7 protein-coding genes are annotated in these 6797 nt (G+C 50.0%); 6 read left to right on the top strand and 1 reads right to left on the bottom strand.

Features of this window, described 5'->3' with window-relative positions; genetic code table 11:
• Positions 1-7: 7 nt before the first annotated feature.
• Positions 8-412 (bottom strand): TetR/AcrR family transcriptional regulator, encoded by a 405-nt coding sequence (locus tag DACE_RS15320; protein ID WP_050770046.1) that lies wholly within the window; start codon positions 410-412, stop codon positions 8-10.
• Between the two features lie 668 nt (positions 413-1080).
• Between DACE_RS15320 and DACE_RS15315 the strand changes: the two genes are divergently transcribed.
• Genes DACE_RS15315 through DACE_RS15290 form a run of 6 tightly spaced genes read left to right on the top strand, consistent with a single transcriptional unit; the run spans position 1081 to position 6744 of the window.
• A complete protein-coding gene (locus DACE_RS15315; protein WP_005997854.1) occupies positions 1081-1689 on the top strand; it encodes a TetR/AcrR family transcriptional regulator in 609 nt (202 codons plus the stop codon).
• Entirely contained in the window at positions 1686-2837 is a 1152-nt protein-coding gene (locus DACE_RS15310; protein ID WP_005997852.1) for an efflux RND transporter periplasmic adaptor subunit, read from the top strand. Before DACE_RS15315 ends, DACE_RS15310 begins: the two co-directional genes overlap by 4 nt.
• On the top strand, positions 2834-4039 hold the full coding sequence (locus tag DACE_RS15305) for an ABC transporter permease (protein WP_006002737.1): 1206 nt from the start codon (positions 2834-2836) through the stop codon (positions 4037-4039). The genes DACE_RS15310 and DACE_RS15305 overlap by 4 nt, the downstream gene beginning before the upstream one ends.
• Position 4040: 1 nt before the next feature.
• Entirely contained in the window at positions 4041-4751 is a 711-nt protein-coding gene (locus tag DACE_RS15300; RefSeq protein ID WP_006002736.1) for an ABC transporter ATP-binding protein, read from the top strand.
• 24 nt (positions 4752-4775) lie between these two features.
• A complete protein-coding gene (locus DACE_RS15295) occupies positions 4776-5237 on the top strand; it encodes a cytochrome c (RefSeq protein WP_006002735.1) in 462 nt (153 codons plus the stop codon).
• Entirely contained in the window at positions 5227-6744 is a 1518-nt protein-coding gene (locus tag DACE_RS15290) for an efflux transporter outer membrane subunit (RefSeq protein WP_040367726.1), read from the top strand. Before DACE_RS15295 ends, DACE_RS15290 begins: the two co-directional genes overlap by 11 nt.
• The last annotated feature ends 53 nt before the right edge of the window (positions 6745-6797 follow it).

Raw genomic sequence — 6797 nt, 5'->3', positions numbered from 1 at the left:
AAAGTGCTTAGAGCGTACTTTCTTGTCGATTGACACCTTCCGAGCCCGTGGCAAACACATAACGAGGAATGCCGCTGCCCTTGAGCACAAGGTTGAGATGAGACTGTAATAACAGGTGCAAACGTTTGAGCGGATCGTCTGTTTCTGCACAAACCCTCCTGACATTGCCTAAAAGGCGGTCTTGAAGTAAGCCGCTAACAGACTCAAGGATTTCTTCTTTGCCGGAGAAATGGCGATAGATCGCAGAAGGAGCAAGTCCGATATCTTCTGCTATAGCCACGATATTTAAAGCTTCCAGTCCATGCAGGCTGATCAACTTTAAAGACGTTTCAGCAATCTGTTCACGTCTGATAGCTGTGGCAAGGCGCTTGGTAAGAGGGGTTGTTTTTTGTGAATCGTTATTCGCAATCATGCCCAAATATTATCTGATCGCACGTTTTTTTCAAGCACGTTTGATTTTTGTTAGCTTCTTGGGATTGACATGTCTAAGTGCAACTACAGTTAACTTTTTGATTGAAAGAAAAGGATTGACGCTATTATCCGTATTTTCTACTTTCCACATGCAGTATCCCAGTAGTCCGCTCCCGCCCTTGAAACGGTGATGATCCGGGATGTTTACTTTTAAGGCCAGCTTTTTTCTGACCTGAGCCCCCATCTTCCTAATTGTCCCAATCGGTAGAATCCTATTAAGGACAACTTCCGTTCATTACAAGAAACATCCTTAAACAGAAAAAAATTACCACCAAAGAATACCTCGACAGTCTTAAAATTTATGTGCTAGAGCCAAACCAACGTTAAATTCCGCACCACTTCAATGCGGAGCGGAAGGCAACAATATTGTTTTTTTCACGAGCAAGAGAAGGTGTAAAACACGATAGCAATGGCACTTTTGTCTGCGGAAAGTGGATGCTTCCATGCTATGCAAACATACTTCTAATGGGACGAGCAGCTAGTTTAATAGCCAGGCTGGCGGCGCTGATTGTTTAGTCTATGGCGCTGACCACTTTTATAAATTAGTTGACTAATCGTTTTTGCAGAGCAAAGATAGTGATTGGTTACTATCTTTCTTTGGAGGGCTATATGAATTTATCAAGCAAATATCTTCCGGCTGAGGAACGACGGGCGGTGACGGTAGAGGCGGTAATCGAGTTGGCGGGAGAGCAGAATCCGAGCGAAATTACTACGGCTTCCATAGCTAAACGAATGGGGGTGACTCAGGGGGCACTTTTTCGTCATTTTTCAAACAAGGATGCCATCTTACAGGCTGTTATGGAATGGGTGAGCGAACGATTGATGTCACGTATCGAAAAAGCAGTTTATGAAAAGCCCTCTCCTCTTGCCGCACTCGAAAGTATGTTTATGGCGCATGTGGACTTTATAATAGAGCATCCCGGTATTCCTCGTATGTTGTTTGGTGAATTACAACGCTCTGAAGAAACCGTACCCAAACGAATGGTGCATGCACTCATCCGTCGTTATGGGGAGCGTCTCAACCGTTTATTTGAACAAGGAAAGGTCTCTGGTGAATTTGATGTAAGGCTTGATAATGAGGCTGCGGCTACGCTTTTCATCGGAACTATTCAAGGATTGGTCATGCAATCATTGATAGCTGGAGATGTTAGCCATATGCGTCGCGATGCACCGAAAGTTTTTGCAATATATCAACGGGGTATCGGGAGCGTATCATGAAAAGATTGCCTTTCCAAAAACGTACATTGGCCCTTATAGCTGTACTTGTTCCTCTGCTTGCGCTTTTTGTCTATGTGGCCTTGCGTTCGGGGCCACTTGCTCCGGTATCGGTTGTATTGACCACGGTCGAGAACAAGAGCATCTCACCGAAACTATTTGGCATCGGAACCATTGAGGCTCGTTACACCTACAAAATTGGCCCAACGTTTGCGGGGCGGGTCATACGTTTGGACGTACACGTAGGTGAACGTGTCAAGGCCGGGCAAGTGCTTGGCGAAATGGACCCGGTGGATCTTGATGAACGTCTCAGGGCTCAGGATGCCACGTTGAAACGAGCAAACGCTCAATTAAAGGAAGCGCAGGCGCGTAAGGATTATGCGCAGACACAGGCTTTACGCTACGAGCAGTTACTTAAAGTGCGTTCCTCAAGTGAGGAAGTGGTAGCCACTAAACAACAAGATCTGTTGGTTGCGAAAGCAGGGCTGACTGCGGCACGAGAGGAACTATCTCGTGTACGAGCGGAACGAGAGGCGTTAGAGGCGCAGCGCAATAATTTGTCTCTGATTGCGCCAGTTGACAGCTTGGTCGTTTCGCGTGATGCCGATCCGGGAACCACCGTGGTTGCAGGTCAGTCTGTCGTGGAGCTGATAGACCCGAGTACTCTGTGGGTCAATGTCCGTTTCGATCAAATTCGTGCGCGAGGTCTCGCAGCAGGCTTATCAGCCCAGATCACATTACGTTCGCAGGCAGGTGAGCTGCAGGCTGGACGAGTACTGAGAGTCGAACCCCTGGCAGACGCGGTAACGGAGGAAACACTAGCCAAGGTTGTCTTTGATCAAATCCCTGATCCGTTGCCACCTGTCGGTGAATTGGCCGAAATCACGATTACCTTACCGACTCTTGCGGCAACACCGGTTGTCCCAAATGCCGCTATCCATCATATAGGTAGCAAATTGGGCGTGTGGCAGGTCACTAATGGCGATCTTCACTTTACAGCAGTTTCACTGGGGATTGCCGATTTGGAGGGTCGTGTTCAAATACGAGAAGGGCTCAAGGTTGGTGACCAAGTTGTGGCCTACAGCGAAAACGCCCTGAATGAGCATAGCCGAATTCACGTCGTTGACCATATCCCCGGGGTGACGCAATGATCAGCTTGGCAGGACGCGACATCTTGCACTCCTGGGGTAAGTTTGTCTTTACCGGTATAGGTCTTGGGCTACTCATCGGCATCACACTGTCTATGGCAGGAATTTATCGTGGCATGGTGGATGATGCCAAAGTGTTGCTCGACAATAGCGGTGCTGATCTCTGGGTTGTACAGAAGGACACTCTTGGTCCCTACGCTGAGTCATCAAGTCTCTACGATGATATCTGGCGAGGGATGCAAGGCATGCCGGGAGTGGAGCGGGCAGCGAACATCACTTATCTCACCATGCAGGTGAGCAAACAAGATGGTGACGTACGTGCCATGGTCACTGGCGTCACTTCTGGAGAACCTGGGACACCCGGGTGGCCGCCCTATCTAGTCGCGGGTCGCCAGATTACTCGGAGCCATTACGAGGCCGTCGCCGACATCGCTTCCGGATTTAAACTTGGCGACCGTATCCAGATCCGCCGCAATCACTATACTATAGTCGGCCTGACCAGAAGGATGGTCTCTTCCAATGGCGACCCAATGGTGTTCATTCCTCTTAAAGATGCCCAGGAAGCACAGTTTCTCAAGGATAATGACGCCATCCGAGAGCAGCGTCGACGCACGGCCGAAAACCCTGCTTTCAACCGGCCCGGAGTGCCAGGTTTGCTCGATGCGGTTATTGCTTCGCAAAGCACCAACCCCTACGTCAATGCGGTTTTGGTGCGGGTTGAACCAGGTCATGCCCCGGAAGAAGTCGCTGAGTCGATCCGCCGCTGGAAGCGCTTAACCGTCTATACCCGCAGCCAGATGGAGGAGATTTTGGTTGGTAAGCTGATCGCGACCTCCGCCAGACAGATCTTCATGTTTCTGGTGATCCTTTCGATTGTCAGCTCCGCCATTGTGGCCTTCATCATCTACACCCTGACACTCGGGAAAATTCGTGAAATTGCTGTCTTGAAACTGATCGGCACTAAAAATCGCACCATTGTCGGTTTGATCATGCAACAGTCCATCGCTTTAGGTTTGATCGGCTTTGTGGTGGGTAAGATTTCGGCAACGTTATTGATGGCGCCAATCTTTCCCAAATATGTGCTGCTGCAACCACTCGACTCCGTTATGGGTTTTATCGCCGTGGTTATGATCTGCGTACTGTCGAGCATTATCGCCATTCGTGCCGCGCTCAGAGTCGATCCGGCCGAAGCCATAGGGGGCTGACATGACTGCTAAAGGTATTCGTATCCAGGGGTTAAAAAAACGTTATGGAAGTGGCGATACCGCCGTTGATGCCCTAAAGACCGTCGACATGCACGTTGCGCCGGGCGAGGTCGTTGGACTGATAGGTCCTTCTGGATCTGGCAAAACCACGCTCCTTAAATGTTTGGGAGCGGTGATCGAGCCGACCGCCGGAAAAATGATACTCGGAGATGACGTCATTTATGATGACGGCTGGAAGGTCAAAGATCTTCGTGCCTTGCGGCGGGACCGGATAGGCTTTGTATTCCAAGCACCTTATCTGATTCCTTTCCTCGACGTCACCGACAACGTCGCCCTTCTGCCCATGCTGGCGGGAATGCCAAATGCCGAAGCGCGTAAACGGGCAATAGGATTGTTTAGAGCGCTTGATGTGGAGCATCGCGCCAAGGCCATGCCATCTCAACTCTCTGGTGGAGAACAGCAGCGAGTGGCTATTGCACGTGGCTTGGTGAATCGTCCCCCGGTAATACTGGCCGATGAACCGACCGCTCCGCTTGATAGTGAGCGCGCCCTGGCCGTAATCCGGATCTTGAACGATATGGCCAAAAAATTCGAGACCGCCATTATTGTCGTCACCCACGATGAAAAAATCATTCCCACCTTCAAACGCATATATCACATCCGTGACGGGGTAACCTATGAAGAAGAAGGCGAAGGACGTGGTTTCGAATGAGATCAATACAGAAAGGTATTCAGAATGACAAAAGTCGTCTGGCTTAAACGAGTCGCATTGGTTGTGCTCATGACTATTGTAACCGCAATCAGTTCTGCAACGTGGGCCGAAGAGAACGATAGTGCAGTCAAAGCGCTCTCGCTGAGAAATATCATGCAGGAATTGAGCAATAACATGCAGATAGTGACTGATGCCATTTACAGAGAGGACTGGGAACAGGTGGCGGGAACTGCGTCGCAGATTGCCAACCATCCACAGCCGCCGATAGCAGAGAAGATGCGCATTTTAGGTTTTGCAGGTTCCAATGTGAGCAAATTCAAAAGTTTTGACGAGCAGACACATCAAGCCGCAAAGGAATTAGAAGAAATCGCCATGAGAAAAGACGGTAAAGGGGTGATAGCACAGTTCGCAACACTCCAAAAAAGTTGTCTCGCTTGTCACCAGAGTTTTAGAAAAACATTCAAGGAGCATTTTTATGGGAAATAATAATATGGTTGTTCATTATGCTCTAATAGGAATGTGTCTTCTGACGTTGGCAGGATGTGCTGTTGGGCCTGACTTCCAGCGCCCGGCACCCCCTGATGTGATTGGTTATACTCCCACCCCGCTGGCTACGAATTTGAATTCCTCCCCTACCACGCTGGGTGATCCACAAAACATTATTAAGGCAGAACGACTAACAAAACATTGGTGGCGAGCGATGGGTGCCGACAAACTAGACATGCTCATCAGCGAGGCCCTGGAACGTAATCCAACCCTGATGGCGGCAGAGGCTAATTTGCGTCAGGCTCAGGAACTTTACGCGGCGAGGGCTGGTTCGACGCTTTATCCACAATTAGAGGGCAACTTGGGTGGCCAGCGCCAACGCTTCAATCCTGGAACATTAGGACAAACCGGAGAAGCACGGGAATTCAGTCTCTACAACGCTGGCGTGGGTGTTCGCTATACATTTGATCTGGCCGGGGGAAATCGTAGGGCGTTGGAAGCTCTGGCTGCCCGGAGCGATTATCAGCAGTTTCAATTGGAAGGTGCTCGTTTGACATTGGTGGCAAATATCGTCACAACGGCCATCACTCAGGCAAGCCTGAAAAGGCAGACTGAAATTATAGAAAACATCTTGAAGTCGCAGGAAAACCAACTCGAACTAACCCGGGAACGCATTCGTCTTGGTCATGGAGAACCGGACGATGCGTTAGCCCTGCAGACACAGTTGGAGCAAACGCGCGCCAAACTGCCGCCGTTACGTTATCAACTTCAACAAAACGAACATTTTTTGGCCGTTCTTGTGGGTAAAGCTCCAGGAGAGAGTTTGTTGCCGTCGTTTACCTTGGAGGATTTCACCTTGCCGCCGGAGTTGCCATTGTTAATCCCCTCTGAACTGGTGCGTGCAAGGCCGGATATTCTCGGTGCTGAAGCGTTGCTGCATGCCTCTAATGCAGAATACGGGGTCGCAATATCGAAACTATATCCCCAACTCAACCTTAGTGCCGATCTTGGATCGCAGGCACTGACGACCGGTGCGTTATTCGGCGGTGGTTCTGCTGTTTGGAGTCTGGTGGGGCAGCTGACACAACCCCTGTTCAATCCAGGCTTGCCCGCCGAAAAGAGAGCAGCTCTCGCCGCTTTCGATGCGGCTGCTGCAAACTACCAGTCCGTTGTTCTGGAAGCTCTTCGCAACGTAGCTGATGTACTGAGGGCATTGGAGAATGATTCAAAAAGGCTGGAGGCTCTTTCTGCCGCTGATTCCGCTTCAGGGAAGTCTCTAGAGTCGACACAGCGTCGGTATAGGCTTGGAACTGCAAGCTATTACGATCTGCTTATCGCACAGCAGCAACGGCTTCAAACCGAACTCGATCTGACAGAAGGCCAGGCGAAACGGCTGGTCAACACTGTTGTTTTTTGCCAAGCAATGGGTGGCGGATTAAATGGCATTACCGAATACACAGGACGGGTGGCGGAGGATCAAAGCGCCGAGTCGGTCGCCTCGCGATAGTTTAGAGGACCTACTGCTATCTCACGGAATGAAAAGCAGGTCTGAGAAGATAA

This window comes from Desulfuromonas acetoxidans DSM 684, assembly GCF_000167355.1.
Taxonomy (GTDB): domain Bacteria; phylum Desulfobacterota; class Desulfuromonadia; order Desulfuromonadales; family Desulfuromonadaceae; genus Desulfuromonas; species Desulfuromonas acetoxidans.
Note: the sequence above shows the minus strand (reverse complement) of the source record. Positions and strands in the feature narration are given on the sequence as shown.